Origin of the sequence: Bradyrhizobium sp. UNPA324 (assembly GCF_006658635.1) — a bacterium.
GTDB classification, from domain to species: Bacteria; Pseudomonadota; Alphaproteobacteria; order Rhizobiales; family Xanthobacteraceae; genus Bradyrhizobium; species Bradyrhizobium nanningense.
Map to the genome: position 1 here is coordinate 918,518 of NZ_LFJD01000004.1, position 21,849 is coordinate 940,366.

Annotated in this window: 23 protein-coding genes; 13 read left to right on the top strand and 10 right to left on the bottom strand. The window is 64.2% G+C overall.

Annotation, left to right across the window (positions count from 1 at the left end; genetic code table 11):
• Positions 1–335 precede the first annotated feature (335 nt).
• The 5 genes from UNPA324_RS04370 to pncA form a co-directional block, all read right to left on the bottom strand.
• Positions 336–1,613: a DUF1236 domain-containing protein gene (locus UNPA324_RS04370; RefSeq protein ID WP_141933694.1), complete on the bottom strand. Its 1,278-nt coding sequence runs from the start codon at positions 1,611–1,613 to the stop codon at positions 336–338.
• 93 nt (positions 1,614–1,706) lie between these two features.
• Positions 1,707–2,090 (bottom strand): GrlR family regulatory protein, encoded by a 384-nt coding sequence (locus UNPA324_RS04375; protein ID WP_128921754.1) that lies wholly within the window; start codon positions 2,088–2,090, stop codon positions 1,707–1,709.
• A 33-nt stretch (positions 2,091–2,123) separates the two neighbouring features.
• Positions 2,124–4,157 (bottom strand): NAD(+) synthase, encoded by a 2,034-nt coding sequence (locus tag UNPA324_RS04380; RefSeq protein ID WP_141933696.1) that lies wholly within the window; start codon positions 4,155–4,157, stop codon positions 2,124–2,126.
• A 140-nt stretch (positions 4,158–4,297) separates the two neighbouring features.
• Positions 4,298–5,413 (bottom strand): alpha/beta fold hydrolase, encoded by a 1,116-nt coding sequence (locus UNPA324_RS04385; protein WP_141933698.1) that lies wholly within the window; start codon positions 5,411–5,413, stop codon positions 4,298–4,300.
• 16 nt (positions 5,414–5,429) lie between these two features.
• Positions 5,430–6,068 carry a bifunctional nicotinamidase/pyrazinamidase gene (gene pncA, locus UNPA324_RS04390; RefSeq protein WP_128921751.1) on the bottom strand — a complete coding sequence of 213 codons (639 nt, stop codon included), beginning with the start codon at positions 6,066–6,068 and terminating at the stop codon, positions 5,430–5,432.
• 253 nt (positions 6,069–6,321) lie between these two features.
• Here pncA and glk point away from each other — a divergent pair, with 253 nt between their 5' ends.
• The 3 genes from glk to UNPA324_RS34990 all read left to right on the top strand — a co-directional run bounded on the left by glk (position 6,322) and on the right by UNPA324_RS34990 (position 7,964).
• Positions 6,322–7,308 (top strand): glucokinase, encoded by a 987-nt coding sequence (gene glk, locus UNPA324_RS04395; RefSeq protein WP_141938690.1) that lies wholly within the window; start codon positions 6,322–6,324, stop codon positions 7,306–7,308.
• Positions 7,309–7,460: 152 nt separating this feature from the next.
• Positions 7,461–7,664, top strand: coding sequence for a hypothetical protein (locus UNPA324_RS04400; protein WP_128921750.1), 204 nt, complete (start codon positions 7,461–7,463; stop codon positions 7,662–7,664).
• Between the two features lie 144 nt (positions 7,665–7,808).
• Positions 7,809–7,964, top strand: coding sequence for a hypothetical protein (locus UNPA324_RS34990; protein ID WP_164936547.1), 156 nt, complete (start codon positions 7,809–7,811; stop codon positions 7,962–7,964).
• 86 nt (positions 7,965–8,050) lie between these two features.
• Here UNPA324_RS34990 and UNPA324_RS04405 read toward each other — a convergent pair whose 3' ends face one another.
• Entirely contained in the window at positions 8,051–8,428 is a 378-nt protein-coding gene (locus UNPA324_RS04405; protein WP_128921749.1) for a response regulator, read from the bottom strand.
• 111 nt (positions 8,429–8,539) lie between these two features.
• Positions 8,540–9,340 (bottom strand): Spy/CpxP family protein refolding chaperone, encoded by an 801-nt coding sequence (locus tag UNPA324_RS04410; RefSeq protein WP_141933700.1) that lies wholly within the window; start codon positions 9,338–9,340, stop codon positions 8,540–8,542.
• Between the two features lie 470 nt (positions 9,341–9,810).
• Between UNPA324_RS04410 and UNPA324_RS04415 the strand changes: the two genes are divergently transcribed.
• The 6 genes from UNPA324_RS04415 (at position 9,811) to UNPA324_RS34995 (ending at position 15,967) form a co-directional block, all read left to right on the top strand.
• Positions 9,811–11,151, top strand: a complete 1,341-nt coding sequence (locus UNPA324_RS04415) for an ABC transporter substrate-binding protein (protein ID WP_128921747.1) — start codon at positions 9,811–9,813, stop codon at positions 11,149–11,151.
• Positions 11,152–11,292: 141 nt separating this feature from the next.
• On the top strand, positions 11,293–12,231 hold the full coding sequence (locus UNPA324_RS04420; RefSeq protein ID WP_128921746.1) for a carbohydrate ABC transporter permease: 939 nt from the start codon (positions 11,293–11,295) through the stop codon (positions 12,229–12,231).
• Positions 12,231–13,142: a carbohydrate ABC transporter permease gene (locus UNPA324_RS04425; protein ID WP_025036339.1), complete on the top strand. Its 912-nt coding sequence runs from the start codon at positions 12,231–12,233 to the stop codon at positions 13,140–13,142. Before UNPA324_RS04420 ends, UNPA324_RS04425 begins: the two co-directional genes overlap by 1 nt.
• A 20-nt stretch (positions 13,143–13,162) precedes the next feature.
• A complete protein-coding gene (locus tag UNPA324_RS04430; protein ID WP_128921745.1) occupies positions 13,163–14,263 on the top strand; it encodes an ABC transporter ATP-binding protein in 1,101 nt (366 codons plus the stop codon).
• A gap of 34 nt (positions 14,264–14,297) precedes the next feature.
• Positions 14,298–15,287: a hydroxyacid dehydrogenase gene (locus UNPA324_RS04435; protein WP_128921744.1), complete on the top strand. Its 990-nt coding sequence runs from the start codon at positions 14,298–14,300 to the stop codon at positions 15,285–15,287.
• A gap of 170 nt (positions 15,288–15,457) precedes the next feature.
• The gene (locus UNPA324_RS34995) at positions 15,458–15,967 is read left to right on the top strand and encodes a hypothetical protein (RefSeq protein ID WP_181769289.1); all 510 of its coding nucleotides are present in this window, start codon (positions 15,458–15,460) and stop codon (positions 15,965–15,967) included.
• Between the two features lie 79 nt (positions 15,968–16,046).
• Here UNPA324_RS34995 and UNPA324_RS04445 read toward each other — a convergent pair whose 3' ends face one another.
• A complete protein-coding gene (locus UNPA324_RS04445; RefSeq protein ID WP_128922009.1) occupies positions 16,047–16,550 on the bottom strand; it encodes a DUF1993 domain-containing protein in 504 nt (167 codons plus the stop codon).
• A 127-nt stretch (positions 16,551–16,677) separates the two neighbouring features.
• Here UNPA324_RS04445 and UNPA324_RS04450 point away from each other — a divergent pair, with 127 nt between their 5' ends.
• Positions 16,678–17,457, top strand: a complete 780-nt coding sequence (locus UNPA324_RS04450) for a transporter substrate-binding domain-containing protein (RefSeq protein WP_141933702.1) — start codon at positions 16,678–16,680, stop codon at positions 17,455–17,457.
• A 244-nt stretch (positions 17,458–17,701) separates the two neighbouring features.
• Positions 17,702–18,460: a DUF2147 domain-containing protein gene (locus UNPA324_RS04455; protein WP_141933704.1), complete on the top strand. Its 759-nt coding sequence runs from the start codon at positions 17,702–17,704 to the stop codon at positions 18,458–18,460.
• A 230-nt stretch (positions 18,461–18,690) separates the two neighbouring features.
• Here the strand turns inward: UNPA324_RS04455 and UNPA324_RS04460 are convergent, their stop codons facing one another.
• Both UNPA324_RS04460 and UNPA324_RS04465 read right to left on the bottom strand, forming a co-directional pair.
• A complete protein-coding gene (locus UNPA324_RS04460) occupies positions 18,691–19,095 on the bottom strand; it encodes a (R)-mandelonitrile lyase (protein ID WP_141933706.1) in 405 nt (134 codons plus the stop codon).
• 23 nt (positions 19,096–19,118) lie between these two features.
• Positions 19,119–19,817, bottom strand: a complete 699-nt coding sequence (locus UNPA324_RS04465; RefSeq protein ID WP_128918132.1) for a ribonuclease activity regulator RraA — start codon at positions 19,815–19,817, stop codon at positions 19,119–19,121.
• Positions 19,818–20,074: 257 nt separating this feature from the next.
• Between UNPA324_RS04465 and pxpB the strand changes: the two genes are divergently transcribed.
• Positions 20,075–20,806 carry a 5-oxoprolinase subunit PxpB gene (pxpB, locus tag UNPA324_RS04470; RefSeq protein ID WP_141933708.1) on the top strand — a complete coding sequence of 244 codons (732 nt, stop codon included), beginning with the start codon at positions 20,075–20,077 and terminating at the stop codon, positions 20,804–20,806.
• Entirely contained in the window at positions 20,803–21,840 is a 1,038-nt protein-coding gene (locus UNPA324_RS04475; protein WP_128918134.1) for a 5-oxoprolinase subunit C family protein, read from the top strand. Before pxpB ends, UNPA324_RS04475 begins: the two co-directional genes overlap by 4 nt.
• Positions 21,841–21,849: the final 9 nt, after the last annotated feature.

Consider the following 21,849-nt stretch of genomic DNA (forward strand, 5'->3'; position numbering starts at 1 on the left):
CTCCGGATTCAGACGACAGCGATCGCGGCGCCGATGCCGAACGAACACAACGCAATCGGTATTCGTGTCCGTAGTGATCCGGAATGGAATCCTAACCAACCTTCGCGTACATCGCGGGACATCGATCGGCGGCCACTTCCACGGGCATCACCCTCTGATCGCGCACCACGGGGTTGGGGGACCACATGGGGCGGGGATTGAAGGCTGGGGCAAGGTGACGAGGTCCGGACTCCTAGGCACTCCGGGCCTCGAAACTTTCTTAGATTGAACGCAGCAACGCGCCGTCCGGCTGGGGCATCCGGGCGGCGCGTTGTCGTTTCAGCGGGGGCTTTCCATTAGCGTGTCTGCGGCTCGAGCGTCACGGTGCAGTCGCCCTGCCCTTGCGTTGCGACCACGATGTTGCCCGCCGGTGCGCCAAGTGCAATTGGGGCTGAGGAGCCGCCGCCGGGCATCTGGACCGTCACGCTCAGCGAATCCGAGCGCGCAGTCGAGCCGATGGTTGAGGGTTCTGCTTGGGCGACATTGCCCGAAGCGTCACGCCGCATGATCTGACAGTTCACGTTACTTGCGCCGGCCGCCGCCACGCTCGATGTGGCGCTGCCGCCCATTTGCGCCCGGGCGCGCGACGGATCGCGCGGCACCTGACTGACGATGCGATGCGTGCGCGGCTCCACGATGACGACATCGTCATCCGTGGCGAAATATTCGTAGTCGCGATATTCCGGCTCGATCGACACGATTTCGGGCGGAAGCCGGTAGAGACGCACGCGCGGCGGAATCGTCTCGCCGACCCGGATCGAGATGTTCAGGTTGTGCTCGGGCTGTGCCAGGCGCGCCCGACTCACAGTTTCGGACATCCGCACCTGCTTCTCGGTCGTCACCTGGGCCTGCTGATTGACCTGCGTGTTGGTCTGGGTGGTCTGGTTGGCTTGATTGGTCTGCGTGCCCGAGGTGCTAGGCGCAGTCTGCGCATTGTTGGTCGGAGCCGGCCGACTCGTGTCCGTTGCGGTGGCTGGCCGGTTGGTCTGCTGCGCCGGCTGCTGCTGCTCGGCAGCATTGCGCGGCGGCTGGGCCTGATTCTGCTCTTTCTGGTTGGCCGCAGCCCCAGTCCGCTCGTTCTGCTGACCGGCGGGACCGGTCTTGGATTTCTCGGACTCGGCTGTTGATTTCTGCGGCGCCGACTTGTCCAGCTTCTGCTGCTTGGTCTCGGCGCTGCTCTTGCCGCTGTCGTGTCCCGGTTTCGCGCTCTCGGCTTCACGGTTGCGATCCCGCGCAGGCTCGCGGGATTCCTGTGCCTGATCTTTAGCCTTCGGCTGATTGCGCTCAGAAGCCGTGGCCGGTTGACGCTTGTCCTCGTTCGCCTCGTGCTTGGCGGCACCGCCCTTCTCCTCGCGGCCCGCGCCTTGCAGTCGCTCCTGGGCGCCCTGTGCGCGCTCTTGAACCCGTTCTTGAACCCGTTCTTGGGCGCCGCCGCGCTGCGGCGCAGCGCCTTTCGCCGGCTCCTCGGTCCGTTTCGGCTCGTCTCTGCGCTCACCGGGCGCCTGGGCGTAGGCAAAGCCGGAAGCAAGCATCAGTCCGATAGCCGCGGTCGATAACATCAAGTGTTGACGCATGGTCCCTCTCCTCGACAATTCGCAACAACAAACGCGAACGTTCTGTGGGTGCGAAGGTTCCTGAGGAGGAACGAGGGCCGATCACGCCGGGAGTTACATCGCGTCCTTGAGCGTGAGGCGGGCCGTGAATGTCACGCTGGTCTTGCCGACCAGCGCCATGCCTTCGACCTCGGCGCCGCCGGCGGAATAGTCGCCCGAGAAACCGCAGGTGACCTCCCTGCCGCCGAATGCGAGCGTCCTGCCGACGGCTTCGGTGTGCTGGTTGACGATCATGTCGCCGCGCCACTTGCCGTTCCGAAACGTGTAGCTGCCGGTGTAGTAAAAATAGCTGTCGCCGCCCATGATGCGTCCGTCGCAGAGCACGACGACGCCCCTCGCCTGCCCGCGCTTGCCATCGCGCATCTCGATGTCGAAGATGTAGAGGCCGTCGACGACCTTGGCCTCTCCCCCCGTTTCTGCTCGATCCCCCGCTGACATCCGATCATCTCCCCACCGGTCCGCCGCCACCGATCAGTTCGGAACGTTCCGTTCGAGATCCTCGAGCCATGCCGCTGCGCTCGAGTCCGACGGCGCACGCCAGTCGCCGCGCGGCGACAGCGAACCGCCCGCCGAGACCTTCGGGCCGTTCGGCATCGCCGAGCGCTTGAACTGGCTGAAGGCGAAGAAGCGGCGCAGGAACACTTCGAGCCAGCGGCGGATCTCCTTGAGATCATAGGCCTTGCGACGGTCGCTCGGGAAGGCCGGCGGCCATTCGCCCTTGGCAACGTCCTTCCAGGCGTGCTGCGCCATGAAGGCGATCTTGGACGGGCGCATGCCGAACCGCAGCGTGTAGAACAGGTTGAAATCCTGCAGCTCGTACGGACCGACCGACGCTTCCGTGCTCTGCGGCTTCTGGCCGGCCTCCACCGGCACTAGCTCGGGCGAGATTTCGGCGACTAGGATCGCACCCAGCGTGCGGTTGACGTCGTCGCTGAACTGCTTCGACGAGATCACCCAGCGGATCAGGTGTTGGATCAGCGTCTTCGGTACGCCGGCATTGACGTTGTAATGCGCCATCTGGTCGCCGACGCCATAGGTGCACCAGCCGAGCGCCAGCTCGGAGAGATCGCCGGTTCCGATCACGATGCCACCGTGATGGTTGGCGAGCCGGAACAGATAATCCGTACGCAGGCCCGCCTGCACGTTCTCGAAGGTGACGTCGTAGACCTTCTCGCCCTGGCCGAAGGGATGGCCGATGTCCTTCAGAATCTGCGTTGCGGTGGTGCGGATGTCGAGCTCCTGCCAGCTCGTGTGCAACGCCTGCATCAGCGCCAGCGCATGGGTCTTGCTCTCGCTGCCGGTGGCAAAGCCCGGCATGGTGTAGGCCAGGATGTTCTCGCGCGGCAGACTAAGCAGATCGACCGCCTTGGCGGCGACGATCAGCGCGTGGGTGGAATCGAGCCCGCCTGAGACGCCGATCACCACGCGCTTGGTGCCGGTGGCACGCATGCGCTGCACGAGGCCCGCGACCTGGATGTTGTAGGCCTCGTAGCAATCCTGCTCGAGCAGGCTTTCGTCGCTCGGCACGAACGGGAAGCGCTCGATCTTGCGCAGGAAACCGATGTCGGCGGCGGGCGGCTTCAGGGCGAACGTCACCTTGCGGAAAAACGCCTCGCGCTGGCGGCGGTTATCGTCGAACGTGCCCATCAGCGCACGTTCCTGCCTGAGCAGATCGAGATCGACGTCGGCCGTGGTGATCTGACCGCCCTGCCGGAACCGCTCGCCCTCGGCCAGCAGCACGCCGTTCTCGTAGATCGAGGTCTGGCCGTCCCAGGAAAGATCCGTGGTCGATTCCCCTGCCCCGGCGGCCGCGTAGACGTAAGCCGCAAGGCAGCGTGCCGACGTCGACTGGCACAGCAGCGCGCGCGAGCGCGCCCGCCCGATCGTGATCGGGCTGCCCGAGAGATTGATCAACACGCTCGCGCCGGCGAGTGCGAGCTCCGAGGCCGGCGTTACCGGGATCCACATGTCCTCGCAGATCTCGACGCCGATGGTGAGGCCCGGAACGTCTTCGGCCGAAAACAGGAGGTCGACGCCAAACGGCGCATGCAGCCTGCCGAACGCGATCGTCTCCCCGACCATGCCGGCGCCCGAGGCGAAATGCCGACCCTCGTAGAATTCGCGATAGGTCGGCAGATAGGTCTTCGGCACCACGCCGAGAACGTTGCCGCGATGAATGACGACGGCGCAATTGTAGATGCGATGGCCAAAGCGCAGCGGCGCGCCGACGATCAGGACCGTCATCAGTCCCGCGGAGGCTTCGACGAGGCCCGCGAGGCCGCGCTCGACGGCATCGAGCAGCGGGTCCTGCTTGACCAGATCTTCGATCGCATAACCGGACAGGCACAACTCTGGAAACACGGCGACCGCCACCGATTGCTCGTGGCAGGCATTGGCCGCCGCCAGCACGGCCTTCGCGTTGGCCGAGGGATCGGCGACATGGGAGCTGGTGACACAGGCCGCCACGCGCGCAAATCCGTGAGCGTAGATCGAGTGGAAAGTCATCGAGCGCAGTACCCTTAAATCTCTTCGCTGCCGCAGTCGTCAGCTCCGGATCCTATGTAGCCCATCGACCGGGTCCCGTGCAGGCCATAAGCCGTCATGCATAACGGATTTGCAGGGCCGCCGGTTCGCGCCTGACGAGCTCAGGCGCTGCGGGCCAGCACGCCCGACAGATCGTCGAGCAGCCATTCGGCGATCCGCGGCCAAGCATGGGCGTGGGTGCGCGCGCCCATGAACAGGCCGAGGTGATTGCTCGGCTCGGAGGCCGCCGCAATGAAGGCCGGCGGCGTGCCGACGAGGCCAGCTGTGGCGAGCGCCTGCGCAGCCGGCACGACGTCGTCGTCGAGCCCGGCGAGCAGGAAGACCGGTGCCTTGACGTCCTTCAGATCGACCGTGCGGCCAAGAGCTTTGAAGCTGCCGCCGGCGATCTGGTTCTCCCGGAAGATCCGGTTGACGACCTCCAGATAATATGCGCCCGGCAGATCGAGCGTCTCCGCGTTCCAGCGCTCGAAGCGCGCGAGCAGTGCCGCGCCCTCCTCGTCCGACAGATCTCTCTGCAACGCCGCCACGATATCGTCGCGGTTTGGCGCCTTGGACCACAAGCGGAGCATCTCGCCGCCGCTGACATTGCCACCGCCGCGCGCGACGAGCTGGTCATAGACCATCTCGGGCGCGTTGCGGGTGAGCCGGCACAGCGGGGACTCGATCGACAGATCCACGGGAGCACCGACCAGCACCAACCGCCGCACCTTGGCCGGAAAGCGCGCCGCATAGAGCAGCGACAGCCAGCCGCCCTGGCACAGGCCGACCAGATCGACCGGCGCGCCGATCTCGTCGATAGCGACGTTGAGATCGCCGAGATAGCTGTCGATCGAGAGATAGCGCATGTGAGGTGTGGCTGACCGCCAATCGGTCAGGTAGATTCGGTCGATGCCGCCATCTTGCAGGGACCCGACCACACTGTGGCCGGGAGCGAAATCGGCGATCAAGGCCCGGTGCAGCGCATAGGGTGCACAAATCAGCACTGGCTGGCCGGATCGCTCTCGGGAGCAATCGCGCAGGCGCATCGTCGCGAGCTCCAGCGCAACGCGGTTGGGCGTCGTCCACGGCAGGTCGCTCGCATCCTGCTCGGCCCGGCCGCGCTCGATCCACCAGAAGCAAGCGTCCATGGCGAGCCGGGCTGCCGTAAACGGCCATAGCAGCGGCTCATCAGGAGCATGATCCGGTCCGCCAGGCTGTTTGCCGATCTTGTCCACCATGACGTTCTCAAGGTCCTTACAGAAACGCCTCGAGGCTGACGACGGAGATGCCGAGCTCGCGAAAACTGTGATGGGCCGCGGCCACGGAGCCATCGAGATCGATGCCGCGGCAGGCGTCCTCGATGACGGCCACCTCCAATCCGGCCTTGCGCGCATCCTCCGCCGAGAAGCGGACGCAGAAGTCCAGCGCAAGCCCGGCGACGAAGACGGTCTTCAGCTCGCGCTCGCGCAAATAGCCGAGCAGGCCCGTCGGCGTCCTCTTGTCGTTCTCAAACAAGGCCGAATAGGAATCGATGCCCCGGCGAAAGCCCTTGCGCACCACGAGGCTCGCGCGGGTGATGTCGAGATCGCGATGGAAGTCGGCGCCGGAGGTGCCTTGCACGCAATGGGTCGGCCAGAGCACCTGGGTGCCGTAGTCGAGCGCGATGGTCTGGAACGGCTGCTTGCCCGCATGGTTCGGCGCGAACGAAATGTGGTCGCGCGGATGCCAGTCCTGGGTCAGCACCACATTGGCGAATTTTTGGGCGATTCGGTTGATGGCGGGGACGACCTTCTCACCGCCGGGAACGGCGAGTGCTCCGCCGGTGCAGAAGTCGTTCTGCACGTCGATCGCCAGCAGCACGTCGTGGTCAGAAATCTTCATCGCCAGTCTCATTCGATGTGCCCGGCGCGCCGGCGCCTGACAAAGCTGCCTGAGTGTCGGACTTCCCGCGCAGCTTCGCAACCGCCGGAACGGCGCGACACCTGCGCGAATTGGTCATCAGACTCCCGCCAGAATGCAACGGTTTGGCCTCGTCCGTGTTGACTAGGCGCACCCGAGGGCGGATTCTCGCACTGACGGGTGGATGGGGTCGAAGGCGTGGAGGACAGGGTTGCCGCGGCCGGAAGGCGGCGGCGGCCACGAGATCATGAATATCGGCAAGACAGGACAGATTCTTCTCGCCGATATCGGCGGCACCAATGCGCGCTTCGCGCTGAGCCGGAGCGAATTGGGCGAAGGCGATCAGTCCGGATCGATCGACTATGTGAAGGTCGCCGACTTCCCGACCGTCCGCGAGGCCATTGCGGACGTCTTGGCGCGCCGGGCCGGTGGCGAGCAGCCCCGCAGGGCCGTGCTGGCCGTGGCGGGTCCCGTCACCAACAACCGCTGCGTCATGACCAACAGCCCCTGGGTCATCGACGGCAACGAGCTGCAACCGGCACTGGGCTTCGACAGCGTCCACGTGCTGAACGACTTCGAGGTGGTCGCCTGGTCGCTGCCCGCCTTGCAGCCTGCCGATTTGATCTCGCTCGGCGGACAAGACGGCCTGCCCGGAGAGCCGTTGCTGGTGGTCGGACCCGGAACCGGCTTTGGCGTTTCCTGTCTGGTCAACCGCCATGGTGCCCGCCTCGCCGTCGTCACCGAAGCCGGACACGCGACCCTGCCGGCCGAGAACGAGCGCGAGGAACGCGTGATCGCGTGCTTGCGCAAACGCCTCGGTCACGTCTCCATCGAGCGTGGGGCGCTCTCGGGTTCCGGACTGCAAAACCTCTACGAAGCCTTGGCGGAAATTGACGGCGCCCAGGTGCCGCACCGCGATGCCGCCGCCATCACCAAAGCTGCCCTGGAAGGCAGTTGTCCCATCAGCCGGGCAACGCTCGATATGTTTTGCGCCATCCTGGGCTCGGTCGCCGGCAATCTGGCGGTGACGTTCGGCGCCCGCGGCGGCGTCTATGTCGCCGGCGGAATCGTGCCGCGCTTTCCCCAGTTCCTGATGGACTCCGCCTTCAGGGCGCGCTTCGAAGCCAAGGGACGCTTCCAGGATTATTTGCGCAACATCCCGACCAGGCTCGTCATCAAGCCCGATGCGAGCTTCGTCGGCCTGAAGACGTTTGCCGATTCCCAAGCGGGTTGAGGATCCGGTTGTCCTTGCGGCCCAAGGTTCCAGTCATGCACAGCTGATTGCCGCGCATGCGCGGCTCCCGACGGGATCTTGCTTGCGTACGTGTTCCCGATGAGAAACAATCCTGCCTGTGTGTGTGTGTGGCGTAGTTGCGGGGGCGTGACATGCGTAAGCAGGATCTGGGTTTCGACTATCACCGCTATCACCGCCTGCTGACCGAGGCGGACGACGAAGGCAAGCGGCTGGCCCTGATCGATCTCTTGATCGAGGAAAAGGCGCGAGACCGGCTGGCCGCCCAGCGCGCCTCAGACCGCGCGGCCATGACGGCCCATACCATTGCGACGGTGCTGAAGAACGGCCGCAACTGAGGCTTGCAATCCGGTCCGGACCGGTGAGACCGCGGGATTCGATTGCGGTTTCGTTAACGACGCTTCGCAATCTCATGTCAAACTCTTTGCTCTAGAAGTTCCCCCACCTGATGCAATTCAGGATCAACAAAGGGGGGAATGAACATGAGCATGATTTCGCTTGCCGCGATGCCGGCCGTCGTCGAACCGCGTTTCGCCGAGTCGTCCTTCAAGACCATTTTGCTGTTCTGCTGCACGGGCCTGGTCGCCTCGTTCGGCCTGATGGCGCACGGCATCGACCTCGCCGCCGGACTGATGTGAGACCGCGACAAACTCTGTCGCCAGATGGCCGCCCCTGACGGGCGGCCATTGTCATTGGCTCAGTCAGTGCGGCGCCCCGCCGTCATTCAGTGCGGCGCTTGAGCCGGAGTTCCCGGAAACATCGAATCGATCATCGCCTTGAGCTGATCCATTGCGATCGGCTTGCGCAGGATCGGTCTGCGCCGGAGCAAGGATGGCAGTAGCTCCGGTCCGTAACCGGTGGCGAACAGAAACGGCTTGCCGCGACGTTCGATCAAGTCGGCGACGGGATCGACGTAGACGCCCATGAGGTTGATGTCGAGGATGGCCATATCGTATTGCGCGGTCATGGCGAATGCGCTCGCATCCCGCACATTGTCCGCTTCCGCCACGACGTGATGGCCGAGTTCCTCCACCATGTCGGCGATCATCATCCGGATCAACGCCTCGTCTTCGACCAGGAAAACGGAGAGTCCGTCCGCCATATCAACCCCGCAGTCAGCTTGCGAAGCTAACCATACATCAATTGCGGGGAGGATTCACGAATTCGTGGCGGGCGCCGTTAATTCGGGCGCGCCCGATCCGATTCAACTTGATCAATCCAATCCGCGCTCGTGGCTCAGACGCACCATCTCCTGGATGAAGACTTGCTTCTGCTTGTCGTCGAGGCTCGAATAGAGCGGCTCGGCGGCGTCGGCGACGTTGCGCTGGTCAGCGGCGCGGTCGGTCAGGAACTGCGCCTCGTTGCGCATCTGCTCGATAATGTCGTCGGGCGGATCCCGCTTGGCGCGGGCAACCCGCAAGTTGAGCCGCTCTGCACCATTATGCCCGAGGTAGTGCATTGCGCTGGAGAAGCCGTACCAATGCTTCTCCTGGTCGGGCGTGAGGTTCAGCTCGGTCTTGATCCGCTCGATATAGGAATCGCTGTTGGCAACGATCTGTTCGGCGGTCTGCTGCGGCGCGCCGGGCTGGGTCAGGACCGTGACGTCCTTATTGTCCTTGCCTTGATCATCCTTGCCTTGCGGCGCGTTCTTCGCCTCCTTGCTCGCCTTGGCGCCCTTGCCCGCTTTGGCTCCCTTGGCATCCTTGTCCTTGGCCGCGCCCTGCTGCTTGGCGTCCTTGCTGGACTCCTTGGCCGCCGGCGGCGGATTGCCGCCATTGTTGTTGTTGACGCCGAGCACACCGGTGAAGACGCCGACCACGCCGCCGATCGCGCCGCCGAGCACACCACCGACCGGACCTGCCGCCTTGTTTCCGGCCGCCGCGCCGTCCTGAACGCCTTTGACCAAGCCTTGAGCATTGGCCACCGCGGCGGCACCGAGCAGCAGCGCGAGCACGGCCCCCAGCGCGAAGCATCGCCGCATGTGAAGCCGCGCTGACGGTGCCGGGTTGATCATTCTCGTCTCCATCGTCGATCTGAATAGCCTGTCGGGGCGGCAGCCAACCCGCCCGCCGCAACTCTATCGTTTCCGCCGCATCGCGGTCCAGACGCAGCCAATGGCTGTCCACGCCCGAAAAGTCTTTCGCGCGAAGCGGTTATCCAGGCTTATTCGAAACTGCGGCGTAATTGCGCACGGATCGTTCCTGGCCGGTTCACGCGACGTGTGCGTCGCAAAAACAAGCGACCGCAGCTTACGGACGCTACAGCACTCCCACCTTCCAGGGACACAACGTTAGTTCTATGTGCGAGCCGTTCGGGTTTCTCGACAGACGCGATCAATCATGATCTGATCGCGCTACCAATTTGCCGCGGTCCTCGTGAATTGCCATTTGGGCCGACAGCATCAATAAGAAAATCGAACAACAAGAACTCGGAAAAGAAGTCTTAGAGGAAACTCCAACAACAACACCCAAGCGAGGAAACGAGATGTCACGCAAGAGACTGACGCGACGTCAATTTGTGGCTGCCACTGCAATGTCCTCCGCGGCGCTGATCACGGCGCCCTATGTCCGGGGCGCTTACGCCGCCGGCAAGCTCTCGATCGGCTTCTGGGACCATTGGGTGCCAGGCGCCAATTCGGCCTCGACGGAGCTCGTCAACGAATGGGCCGCGAAGGAGAAGGTCGAGGTTACCATCGACTACATCCCAAGCCAGGGCAACAAGAACCTGCTGACCATTGCCGCCGAAGCGCAGGCAAAGTCGGGCCATGATATTTTCGCGATGCCAACGTGGTGGGCCCATTCCAATGCCGAGCAGTTGGAGAACGTTGCCGACATCATGGGGCCGATTATCGCGGAGAACGGCGAGGTGAACGGCACGGCCAAATATCTGGGCACTGTCGGGACCAAATGGCTCGGCGTTCCGGCCTGCGTCGGCAGTCAGATCAAGGGTCCCTGCTCCCGCATCGATTTGATGAAGAAGCACGCGGGGATCGACGTCCAGGAGATGTATCCGGCCGGTTCTCCACCAAAGGCCGACAACTGGACGCTGGAAACATTCCTGAAAGCTGCCGAGGCCTGTCACAAGGCAGGCTTCCCGTTCGGCATCGGCCTCGGCGAGACCACCGACAACGTCGATACGGCGGGCGCGATCTTCCTTTCGTTCGGCGCCGAGCTCGTTGACGCCAAGGGCAATCTCACCGTCAAGACCGACGCGGTTCGTCAGGCACTCGACTTCTACAAGAAGCTGATCAACTTCCTGCCGCCCGACGTCGCAGCCTGGGACGACGCATCCAACAATAAATGGCTGGTCTCCGGCAGAGGTGCGATGATCATGAATCCGCCGAGCGCCTGGGCGGTCGCCAAACGCGACGCGCCGCAGGTTGCAGAGCAATGCTGGACTCACGGATTCCCGGCCGGACCCAAGGGGCGTTTTGCCCCCTACCTGCCGTACTTCTGGAGCATATGGAATTTCTCGAAGAATAAGGACGCGGCGAAGAGCCTCCTGGTCCATCTGTCGAAGCCCGCGGCCATCGAGAAGATGGTGGTCGCAAGCGGCGGCTACGATCTACCGGCCTATGAGAAGCTGACGACGTTGAAGGTTTGGCAGGAGGAAGGGCCGCCGAAAGGCACGCTCTATCACTATCCGAACCCCTACAAGCATCAGACGCTGTCGATTGCGGCCTCGCCAGCGCCGCCGAAGATTGCACAGCAAATATACGCGCAGGCCACGCTTACCAAGATGTGCTTGCGGTATCATCAGGGCGAAGCGATGGAAAAGACCCTCGCCTGGGCCGAAGGCGAATGCGAAGGCTTCATGCGGAGCTAAGCCGGAAAGGCTCGCCGCGACGGCCTGAGGCCGCTTGCGGCGGGTCCTCCGTCTCACTCACCTGGCGAGAGCCGACGGCTTCGGCTCTCGAACCTTCCAAAAGTCGGGTTTACCGACCAAACCGCGCGAGGAAAATGCATCATGGCGGATGTCGCATTGCAGCCGAACAGGGTTGGCGCAGCGCAACCGGCGCGAAAACGCTCTGGTCTGCAAAAGGCGCTCAAACGCAAATCGACTGCGGCGTTTCTGATGACGCTGCCGCTGATCATTCTCATCACACTTCTGGTGCTTTATCCTGCGTTCTACTCGCTTCATCTGGCGACCCTCAACAAGTCGATGCAGAGATTCGTCGGTTTCGGAAACTTCGAGTTCCTGTTCAAGCGCGACACGTTCTGGCTGGTCGTCAAGCAATCCTGCATCTTCGCTATCACCGCCGTTCTGTTCAAAGCGCTGATCGGGTTCATTGTCGCCCACTTCGTCCATAACATTCCGGCCAAGGGCCAGCGGAAGTGGCGCGGCATGCTGCTGGTGCCTTGGGTCATCCCGCCCGCGATGAGCACGCTGGCATGGCTGTGGCTGTTCGACCCCTCCTACTCTGCGTTCAACTATACGCTGTCATTTCTCGGAATTGGACCGATCCCGTGGACGGGCGACGCCGCCTGGGCGCGCTTTTCCGTCATCCTGGTCAACGTCTGGTACGGCGCACCGTTCTTCATGATCATGTATCTGGCGTCCCTGAAATCGGTGCCCGACCAGCTCTATGAAGCCGCAGCGATCGACGGAGCCAATTGGTGGCAGCGCATCTGGTACGTCACGCTGCCAATGATGCGCAACATCATCGCGATCACGACGCTGTTCTCACTGATCGTGACCTTCGCCAATTTCGACATCGTGCGAATCCTGACCGCCGGCGGCCCGCTCGACCACACCCACATCTTCGCCACCTGGGCCTTCAGGATCGGCATCGAAGGAAGCGACATTCCGCTCGGTGCCAGCGTCTCCCTGTTCATGGTGCCAATCCTGGCGGTCGCAGCGATATTCATCCTGCGGGATGTCAACAAGCGCGGGAATGAAGCCTGATGAGCTCAGTCACGATAGACAAGGCCGCGCCGACGCGCACCGTCAAGTATGGAAGTATGAGCCGCGACCGCAAATGGGCGCTGCGTTGGTCGTACTTCTTTCTGACGCTGTTTGCGATCTTCTCGCTGCTGCCGCCGATTTACATGCTGATCACCTCGCTCAAGAGCAGCGCCGAAATCTCGGCGGCGACCAATCCATGGTGGGTTTTCCACCCGACGCTCGAGAACTATGTCGGCCTGCTGACGTCAAACCAGTTCCTGCGGTTTTTCTGGAATTCCGCGCTGGTTTCGATCTTCGTGGTCACCATCACGATGCTGATCAGCGTGCCGGCGGCATTTGCCCTTGCGCGGATGCGGTTCTGGGGTTCGGCCACGCTGGCGACCGGCGTGTTCCTGACCTACCTGATTCCGGACAGCCTGCTCTTCATTCCGTTGTTCAAGGTGTTTGCCCTGTTCGGCGACTGGACCGGCATCCAGCTCATCAATCGCTGGTACGTGCTGCTCTTCATCTATCCGACTCTGACGGTACCGTTCTGCACCTGGATCATGATCGGTTACTTCGCCTCGATTCCCAAGGAGCTAGACGAGGCCGCGATCATCGATGGAGCGTCCTGGTTCCAGACCCTGACCCGGATCTTCATTCCGGTGGCGCTGCCGGGGCTGATCGCCGCGACCATCTTCGCCTTTACGGTGTCCTGGGCGCAATTCCTCTATCCGCTCGTGTTCACTACCTCCACGGACCAGCTCGTGCTGCCGGTCGGCATCATCACGACGCTGATCAAGGGCGACGTGTTCAACTGGGGACAGATCATGACCGGCGCGCTGCTCGGCGCGGCGCCGCCGCTGATCATCTACGCTTTCCTGATGGACTACTACATTGCCGGCCTGACCGCCGGTGCGACAAAGGGTTGATGGCGAGGAGCTGAAGTTCGATGGCTGACGTTGCTTTGCGGAAAGTAGTCAAGCGTTACGACGATGTCGAAGCCGTGCGCGGTATCGATCTCGATATCGCCGACCACGAGTTCATCGTGCTGGTCGGTCCCTCCGGCTGCGGCAAGTCGACGACGCTGCGCATGATCGCAGGCCTCGAGGACATCAGCGACGGCGACATCATGATCGGCGGTGACGTCGTCAACGACGTGCCGCCGAAGGATCGCGACATCGCGATGGTGTTCCAGAACTACGCGCTCTACCCGCACATGACGGTCGCAGAGAACATGTCGTTCGGGCTGCGCCTGAAGCACTATCCCAAGGCCGAGATCAAGGCGCGGGTGACGGAGGCCGCCCGCCTCCTCGACATTACCGACCTGATCGACCGCAAGCCGAAGCAGCTCTCCGGCGGCCAGCGCCAGCGCGTCGCGATGGGCCGGGCCATCGTGCGCAATCCGAAGGTCTTCCTGTTCGACGAGCCGTTGTCCAATCTCGACGCGAAACTCCGCGTGCAGATGCGGATCGAGATCAAGAAGGTGCACCAGAAGGTGCGCACCACCACCGTCTACGTCACCCACGACCAGGTCGAGGCGATGACGCTGGCCGACCGCGTCGTGGTGATGAACAAGGGACGGATCGAGCAGATCGGCACGCCGAACGAGCTCTATCACAAGCCCGCCACACGCTTCGTCGCCGGCTTCATCGGCTCGCCCGCGATGAACTTCATCCCGTGCCGGCTCGAGGAGGTCGGCGGCACGCTGCAGATCCGCCTCACCGACCGCATCGCCTTCGCGCTGCCGCCGGCCCGCGCCGCGCGCTACAATTCGCTGCCGCGCACCGAGAAGCTGCTGCTCGGTATCCGTCCTGAGCATCTCACCGAGTCGCACGCGCATCTCGGACCGGGCATCGAGTCCTTCGACACCGTGCTCGACGTCACCGAGCCGATGGGCATGGAGACCCTGGTTTATTTCGGGCTCGACGGTACGCCGGTCTGCGGCCGCGTCGATCCCAATGCCGGCGCCAAGGACGGGGCTCCCATGCGTTTGGCGATGGACCTCAACAATATGCACCTGCTAAACGAGGCGACCGGCGTCGTGTTGTGACGCCGGTTCAAGAAACTCGCGCAGGCAGGGGACGATGGCGACCAACAAGAAGAAGATTTTCGTTACGCAAACTTTGTCGCAAGGGGCACGCGCCCTCCTTACCCAGCGGGACGATATCGAGCTCGTCGAGTTTGCGAACCTGATCTCGGCTGGGGATTTCGAGGCCTTGCTGAAGAGCCATGCGCCGGTCCATGGCGTCGCGCTCGGCGCGACCGCCTTCGGTGAGACCGAGCTCGAAGCCGCCAGGGACATGAAGGTGGTGACCCGCATCGGCGTCGGCTACGACGCCGTCGACGTGCCCGCCCTCTCCCGCCGCAAGGTGCCGCTGATGGTCGCGGGCAGTGCAAACTCGCCCTCGGTCGCGGAAGCGGCGCTGTTCATGATGTTGACGCTGGCCAAGCGCGCACAGGAGCTGCATGCCTGCGTCAGGGACGGCAAATGGGCGGATCGGCTCGGCATGCTGCCGTTCGACCTCTACGGCAAGACCGTGCTGGTGATCGGCTTCGGCCGCATCGGCAGCCGTACCGCCAAGCGGTGCCTCGCGATGGAAATGAACGTGCAGGTCTACGATCCCTACAAGCCTGCCTCCGAGATCAAGGCCGCGGGCTGCGAGCCCGTCGCCGATCTCGATGCCGCCCTGCCCCACGCCGATTTCGTCACCATTCACTGCCCGAAGACGCAGGAGACGATCGGCCTGTTCGATACGGCCCGCATCGGCCGGATGAAGTCGAGATCCTATCTCATCAACACCGCACGCGGCGGCATCGTGAAGGAAGCCGCACTCTACGACGCCCTGGTCTCCGGCAAGCTCGCCGGCGCCGGCATCGACGTGTTCGAGATGGAGCCGCCGCCGGTCAGCAACGCGCTGTTCGCACTGCCCAACGTCATCATCGCCCCGCATGTCGCCGGCGTCACGGTCGAGGCGGTCCAGCGCATGAGCGAGCAGACCGCGCGCAACATCCTGAGTGTGCTGGACGGCGATCCGATCCGGCAGAACGTGATCAATCAGGATGTGCTGGGCTGAGCCGAACCCCGGGCGGGCGGACGGAAGCGGCCGCCTTCGGAACGCCAGAAAGCGTCCCATTTTGGCGCAGATCGAGCCCCAACTCAGCCTTAATCAAACGCGCCTAATGTTCCCGGCCGCGGCGGCAGTGGGACAGACTTGCCGGCCGCGTCGAGCTGGAGGATGGAGCCTTGTCAGAAATCGACCCGACCGACCACGCGCTGGCGACCATCGCCAGTATCCTGGAGAACCCCGAGCCCGTTCTGGTCATTCGCAAGACCGAGACCGAGATCGTGATGGCTGGAGAGCGCGAGCACGTGGACTCCGACGAGCATCGGGTCGTGGACGAATATCCGGCTGTCGAAGAGCATCCGTCACTGGAAGAGCATCCGGTGGTCGAAGAGCAGCCGCTGGTGCCGGATCACACCGATGCCGACGGCTACAGCAAGGTCGGGCCCGGCCCCATGGTGGCGATCCGTCTCAAATGGACGGTCCATCGCGGCGATGACGACCAGTACTACGTCCACGAGACCATCGGCGAACAATCCGCGCCCGTGGTCAGCGGTCCCATGACGAGCGAGGCCGCGGTGCATTTCGTCGACGTCCAGGAGGACGAGGCGCAGAAGCGCTTCGAGCTGCTGCGCAGCGAGATCGCCGGCCGCAGCTCGCTCGCCGATTACGAGCGCAAGGGCGAAGCCTGAAGCGCGATCATCGCGCCTCAGGCTATTGTTTGAGCATGATCTCTCCGGAAAACCGCTTCGCACTTGTCCGGATCATGCTTTAGCGTTCGCGCGGGCCAAGAAAGTCCCGCTTCACCAATTCGACGCCTGCGTGCCGCAACAGGTCGTAGGCGGTCGTGACGTGGAAGAAGAACTGCGGGACGCTGAATGTCAGCAGTAGCGTCCGCCCGGTGAAGGGCAGCTCGGTCCCGTTCTTCAGCTTGAAGAAGACATTGCGCTCCGCCGCCGCGTCGATCTGTGCGCGCGGCAGGCTTTCGATGAACTCGATCGATGTCGCGATGCGCGCCTGGAGCCCTGCCATGTCGTGCTCCAGCGCGGGCAGCGCCACCGGCTCGCAGCCTGCCAGCAGGGCCGGCGCGACAGTGGCGTGGCGGCAGGCCTCGCCGACCTGCTGTGCCAAATCGTACATGTTCGGCGCGAGCCGCATGCCGAGCAGGACCGCCGGGTTGAACTTGCGGGCCTCCGCATAGGCGACGCCCTTGTCGAGCAGCGCGGAGAGGTTGCGCAAGTACGGCACGAACAGGCCAGCCGAGGCCTCGTACATCGAGATCGTCACGTCGAGATTCCTTTCAATTCTACCTCGCCAGAAGCTCGCGTCTGGTCTAAATCCACGCCGTAAAGAGCTGCACAATGACAGCTCGCGCAGGGGTGGAGAAGACATGATCGTTCGAATGGCTGGTCGAATCTTGGCGGCTTTGGCCGTGGCGATGTTGGCAAATTTTTCGGCCCAAGCGCAACAGGCGCCCTCGCGGCTCGACGAGATCGTCAAGCGCGGCACCTTGCGGGTCGGCATGACCGGCGACTACAAGCCCTTCACCTATCTGGACAAGGCGACGCAACAGTTCAGCGGCTTCGACGTCGACATGGCGCAGGCGCTCGGCAAGGCGCTCGGGGTCAAGGTCGAGTTCGTTCCGACGGCCTGGCCGAAGCTGATGAAGGATTTCGAGGCCGACCAGTTCGACATCGCGATGGGCGGCGTCTCGGTCACGCTCGACCGGCAGAAGAAGGGCTTCTTCTCGACGCCGATCATGCGCGAGGGCAAGACGCCGATCGCCCGCTGCGCCGACGTCGGCAAGTACCAGAGCATCGCCGACATCGACAAGAAGGGCACCCGCGTGATCGTCAATCCCGGCGGCACCAATGAGCGTTTCGCGCGTGCCAACATCAAGGACGCCGAGATCACCGTCTTCCCCGACAACACCGTGATCTTCGACGAGATCGCCAAGGGCAATGCCGACCTGATGATGACGGATGCCTCCGAGACGCGCTACCAGCAGAAGCAGCACAGCGGCGTGCTCTGCGCCGTGCATCCGGAAAAACCGTTCGATTTCTCCGAGAAGGCCTACTGGCTCCAGCGCGACATGGCGCTGAAGGCCTTCGTCGACCAATGGCTGCACATTTCCATGGAAGACGGCAGCTACAAGAAGATTTACGCCGCCTGGTTCGATTAGAGCGTCGCGCGCCAAGAGGACGCGGTGACGCGAGAAGCTGGAATCCCGTTCCAATTGCGTTGGAACGGCGCTTCAGCCCGCGTCCTCCTGTCGCTGTCCCGGCCCAACTTTGGACCGGTCCCTCGCTTATTGAACCCGGAACCGCAGGACGGCGACTCATACCGTGACAGTGATCTGGATCACTTTCTGCAATCGAACCGATGCGTAAGCGTCGGTGCGGGACCATCTGTTCAGGAGATGCGAAATGAGGAAGCTGTTGGCCACGGCCGCATTCCTTTTGTTGGCGAGCACAGCTGCCCAGGCGCAGTACACCTTCGAATATGGCGGGCGCACCATCCGCATCGACCCCGACCGCGGCACGGTGCAGATCCCCGGCGTGTACGACAACACCGGCCAGGGCAACAAGGCGAAGAAGGCCAAGAAGAACGAGACGGCGCCGAGCCAGCAGCCGCCGCAGCAAGCCACGGTTGAGCCGCAAACGCCGGCCGCGCAGGCGCCTGCCCCTGCAGCCGTGGCGCCTCCTCCAGCACCCGCGCCAGCCGCGCAGCAGGCTCCTCCCGCCGTGACAGCACCGCCGGGCCCGGCCGTGACTGCGGCCCCTTCGGCGCCGCCTCTGCCTCCCGCTCCGGCCCCTGCACCGGCCCCCGTTCAGGCGGCGGCCGTCGCTCCGCCTGCCCCGGCAGCTGCGGCCACGCGCGATCTCAATTCACCGCTCGGCGTCTGGCTCACCGAGGAGAAGGAAGGCAAGGTCCGTATCGAGCAATGCGGCAGCAATCTGTGCGGCTATTCGGTCGACAGCAAATCGAACCAGAACGGCGAGCAGGTTCTGATCAACATGAAGCCCGGCAAGGACCAGAAATGGTCCGGCCGCATCCTCGATCCGAACTCCGGTTCGACCTACGATTCGACCATCGCGATGAAGGGCACCGATCGCCTGAACGTGCAGGGCTGCGCCTTCGGCGGCATGTTCTGCGGCGGCCAAACCTGGACGCGGGTGAACTAGAGGCGTCTGAGCCGCGCCGTCGGCTCCGGTACGTGGCGAGGCGCGCTGTGCACGGGCACGTGGACGGCGGCGAAGGTGTAAGTTGGCGTTGCCGTGTCCCGGACGCGCTGTAGCGTACAACGCTGCTGAGCAGAGCCGGGACCCAGCATCGTGGTCGCTGGAAGGCTCTGGGTCCCGGATCGGAGACGCATCGCCTGAAGGCGATGCGTCTTGTCCGGGACCCGGGAGTCTTAGCCCAGCGCCGCGCCGTACTCCGCGTCGGTCACCGGCTCCAGCCAGGTCGAGTAGACGCCATCAAGCGCTTCCTGCATGGCGATGTGGCACATGCTGTTGGTCGGCGAGGCCCCGTGCCAGTGCACTTCACCGGGCGGAATCCAGACGGTGTCGCCAGGGCGGATTTCCCTGACCGGCCCGCCCTTGGTCTGGACGCGGCCGACGCCCGAAATCACGTAGAGCGTCTGGCCGAGCGGATGGTGGTGCCAGTTGGTGCGGGCACCCGGCTCGAATGCGACGCGCGAGACGTTCAGCCGTGCCGGCGCAGGCGCCATGTTGATGGGGTCCTGCCATACGGTGCCGGTGAAGTGTTCCTTGGGCGCGCGGCGGGTCGGCCGCGTGCCGGCGAGCGTGATGTCCATGAGAGTCCTCGTTTCCGTGTCCGTTACTTCTTGCTGGCGGCGTAGCGCGCCTTGGTCTCGGCGTTCATGGGATAGAGGCCCGGCAGCACCGCGCCGTTGTTCACCTCGTTGACGATCCAGGCTTCCATGCGCTCCTGCTCGACGCCCTCGTTGAGCACGTGGTCGAGCATCGCCTGCGGGATCAGCACGCAGCCGTCCTGGTCGGCGACCACGATGTCATTCGGGAAAACGGCAACCCCGCCGCAGCCGATCGGCTCGCCCCAGCCGACGAAGGTGAGGCCCGCGACCGAAGGTGGCGCGGCATAGCCGTCGCACCAGACCGGCAGATTGGTGCCGAGCACGCCCTCGACGTCACGCACCACCCCGTCGGTGACCAGCGCCGTGACGCCGCGCTTGACCATGCGGGCGCAGAGGATGTCGCCGAAGATGCCGGCATCGGTGATGCCCATGGCGTCGACCACCGTGATGCAGCCCTCCGGCATCGCCTCGATCGCGGTGCGGGTCGAGATCGGCGAGGACCAAGATTCCGGCGTCGCCAGATCCTCGCGCGCCGGCACGAAGCGCAGCGTGAAGGCCGGCCCAACCAGCCGCGGCAGCCCGGGGCGCAGCGGCCGCGCGCCGCGCATCCACACATTGCGAAGGCCCTTCTTCAGCAGGACCGTGGTGATGGTGGCAGTGGTGATGCCGGCGAGGGTCTTGCGGGCTTCGGGGGACAGCGACATGGACGACAACGAGCTCCGAGGTGCGGGAAATAACGCGCGCATCTTGCGAGCCGCAGGCCGTGCGTCAAGGGCCAAGAGGCTAGCAATAACGCAGGGCCGGTGGACCTTTATGCGACGCGATAACAAGGCTTTATCGCTTCCCCCTGCATTAATTTATTGGACTTGCGGGCGCATTTACGCGAAGCAGGAGTGACGCGGAACTCAAGGTCGAGCCCGCACTTTCCAAAGCCCGATTTCGACAGCTCTTCGACAGCTCAATGGCCGCGACGCTTCCCCCGCCCCGCCTTCTGCCCAGTGGCGACAGCGCCGTCACGGTCGAGTTCAGCCGCACCATCGACGAGGATGCCAACCAGCGCGTGCTGGCGCTGGACAAGGCGCTCGCAGCAAGTCCGATCGACGGCATCACCGAGACCGTGCCGACCTATCGCTCGCTGCTCGTGCATTACGACCCCTGCAAGATCGGTTTCGACGCACTCGGCGACAAGCTGCTTCCGATCGCGATCCAGTCGCCCCCGCCGGTGACTAAGGCGCGCCGCTGGCGCATTCCCGTCGCCTATGGCGGCGAGCACGGCATCGACCTCGAGGACGTCGCCAAGGCGCTGAACACCACGCCGGACGACATCGTCGGCCGGCATGCGGGCGGCGACTACAAGGTCGCGATGATCGGCTTCACGCCGGGCTGGTCCTATCTCAGCGGCCTCGACAAATCGCTGCACATGTCGCGGCGGCAGAATCCACGGCTGCTGACGCCGGCCGGTACGATCTCGATCGGCGGCGTCCAGGCCGGAATCCAGTGCCTGGCCGCCCCCAGCGGCTGGCATCTGCTCGGCCGCACGCCGGTGCGAACTTATCAGCTCCACCGTAACCCGACCTTCCTGACCGAACCCGGTGACCGCGTGACGTTTTTCGCCATCGACCACAAGACCTTCGATGAGCTGGATCGCGCTGCGGAAGCCGGCGAGATCATCGCCGAGCAGGTGGACGCATGAGCCGGCTCATCGTCGCCAGCATTGGACCGGCAAGCTCCGTCCAGGACGGCGGGCGCTTTGGTGCGCAGCGCTATGGCCTGACGGTGAGCGGTGCGATGGATCGGCTGTCGCTGGCTGCGGCGAACACACTCGTCGGCAACGCGCCGTTCGCGGCCGCCGTCGAGATCGGCCCGTTCGGTGCCGCCTTCACCGCCCGTGACGGCGCCGTGCGCGTCGCGATCTCCGGCGCGCCGCGCAACGCGGACGTCGCCGGAAACGCGGTCGCCATGGACAATTCGGTGACGCTGAAGGACGGCGAGACGCTGACGCTGGGCTTTGCCCGCGGCGGCGCCTTCACCTATCTCGCGATCGAAGGCGCCATCACGGGCGAACTCGTGTTCGGCAGTCTCGCGGTGAATGCCCGCGCCGGCCTCGGCAGCCCCTACCCGCGCCCGCTCCAGGCCGGCGACGAATTCAGCGTCGATGCCGCGAGCGGCGCACCCGAGATGCGCATCGAATTGCCGAAACCCGTGAGCGGTCCAATCCGTGTCGTGCTGGGGCCGCAGGACGACGAGTTCGACGACGCCAACAAGGCGCTGTTCCTAGACAGCGAGTGGAAGATCTCGGCGACCTCCGACCGCATGGGCTACCGGCTCGAAGGCCCCGCGATCAAGCATCTGCACGGTCACAACATCGTCTCCGACGGCACCGTCAACGGCAGCATCCAGGTGCCCGGCAACGGCGCGCCGATCGCGCTGATGATGGACCGCGGCACCTCCGGCGGCTATCCGAAGATCGCAACCGTGATCACCGCCGACATCGGCCGTCTCGCACAGACCTCGGCGGGGACGGCGTTTCGCTTCAAGGCCGTCAGCGTGGCCGAGGCGCAGAACGAGGCGAAGAAGTTCGCGCAAACGATCCGCACCCTGCCCGATCGCCTGCGCGCGGCCGACAGCGTCGCGCTCAACATCGAGGCGCTCAGCGATGCCAATGTGGCGGGCCACGCGGTGAACGCCGTCGATGCCGGCACATGGCAGGTCACCACGGAGCCTTAAACGTAACAA